The 1,864-nt window shown below is 73.9% G+C and carries 2 protein-coding genes; both read left to right on the top strand.

Features of this window, described 5'->3' with window-relative positions:
- Positions 1-185 precede the first annotated feature (185 nt).
- On the top strand, positions 186-449 hold the full coding sequence (locus ACWD3D_RS36550; protein ID WP_451464956.1) for a type B 50S ribosomal protein L31: 264 nt from the start codon (positions 186-188) through the stop codon (positions 447-449).
- 226 nt (positions 450-675) lie between these two features.
- Positions 676-1,752, top strand: a complete 1,077-nt coding sequence (locus tag ACWD3D_RS36545) for a beta-ketoacyl-ACP synthase 3 (protein ID WP_451464955.1) — start codon at positions 676-678, stop codon at positions 1,750-1,752.
- The last annotated feature ends 112 nt before the right edge of the window (positions 1,753-1,864 follow it).

The following is a 1,864-nucleotide window of genomic DNA, read 5'->3' as shown; positions in this document are numbered from 1 at the left end:
GGCCCGGAGGCTCGCCGCCCGCGTCGCCCGGGCCGCGCCCGTCCGCGCCCCGTACGGGCGGTCAGGGATCGCGTCCCGGGGTCGGGCTGGCGAAAGTGGTCAGAACCGGGCATCCGCCTCGCCCTTCCGGCCGGAAGAGGAGGGACGGGACCGGCCAACCGCCCCTCCATCTCCGGGAGCCAGCCATGCAGAAGGACAAGCACCCCGACTACCGCCCCGTCGTGTTCCGTGACCGGTCGGCCGGCTATGCCTTCCTGACGCGGTCCACCGCGTCCAGCGAGCAGACCGTCGAATGGGACGACGGCCACACCTACCCGGTCGTCGACGTCGAGATCTCCGCGGAGAGCCATCCCTTCCACACCGGCCAGGCGCGCGTCGTGGACGCGGAGGGACAGATCGCCAAGTTCGAACGGCGGTACGGAGACGCGGGCCATGAGGACGGTTCCTGAAGCTCCGGCGCGCTGTCGCGGGGTGGTTCGGGAGTTCCGGGGGCGGTGGCCGGGGCGCGCCGGCCGAAAGTGCGGCGACCGAGGCGCACTCCGCCACCGATTGGGCCGATCTCCACTCGTACAGGCGAACGTCAGTCACCCGTTCGGCGGTATCGAACGCATCCTCGCCGGGTGTTGCGCCGTTCGCATGACAGGGTACGGGCCGATCAGGGGAGCGGGGCGACGGGTGGCGAGCGGACGGGCGGCGGCGGGCGCCGGTGGCGGCGGCGTGCGTACGGCGGTGCTGGAAGGCGTCGCGGGATGGGTGCCGGGAGAGCCGGTGGGCAATGACGCGTTGCCCGAAGCCTGGGGCGTGGACGACGCGTGGGTGCGTCGTCGTACGGGCATCGTGAGCCGGCACCGGGCCGGTCCCGGCCTCTCCACCGGCGACCTCGCCCACGAGGCGGCCCGCCGGCTCGTGGACGGGTCCGCGCCCGGACCGGTGGACGCGCTGGTGCTCGCCACGGCCACCCCCGACCACCTCTGCCCGGGCACCGCGCCCGCCCTCGCCGCCCGGCTCGGTCTCGGCACGGTCCCCGCCTTCGACATCGCGGCCGTCTGCAGCGGTTTCGTCTACGGACTCGCCGTCTGCCACGGGCTGGTCGCCTCCGGCCTCTACCGCCGGATTCTGCTGGTGGGCGCCGACGTCTACTCCACCTGGCTCGACCCCGGGGACCGGGCGGCCGGGGTGGTCTTCGGTGACGGGGCGGGGGCCGCGCTGGTCGCCGCGGGCCGGAGCGGAGACCTTGGTGAACTCCTCGCCTTCGACCTGGGCAGCGACGGTACGGGCCGCGATCTGATCACCGTGCCCGGAGGCGGCGCGCGCGCCCGTGCCGCCGGTGGACCGCCCGCCGCGAAGGACGCCTTCTTCCGGATGCGGGGCAGCACGGTCTACGAGCACGCCGTGCTGCGCATGGCCGCCTCCTGCCGGGCGCTCCTGACCTCGGTGGGCTGGGAGCCCGCCGACGTCGACCACTTCGTGCCGCACCAGGCCAACGGCCGCATCATGAGCGCCGTTGCCCAGCGTGTCGGCATCGGGCCGGACCGCTGCGTCACCCACGTGGACCGGGTCGGCAACACCGGTGCCGCCTCCATCCCGCTGGCGCTGGCGGACGCCGAGGAACAGGGGCGCCTGAGAGCGGGGGACCACGTGCTGATCACCGCGTTCGGCGGCGGACTCACCTGGGGCTCGGCGGCACTTCGCTGGCCGGGGGCCCTGCCGACGACCACGACGGAAGGAACAGAGCATGTCGCAGTCCGCTGACGAAAGCACCGGGGCCGCTTCTCGGGACCGGGCCGCCGAGTCGGCTCGGACGGATGGGCCTGGAGTACGTCGACATCTTCTACTCCCACCGTCCCGACCCGGACACCCCGAT

This window comes from Streptomyces sp. NPDC002690 (assembly GCF_053592415.1).
This window is presented reverse-complemented; position numbering and strand designations above follow the sequence as displayed.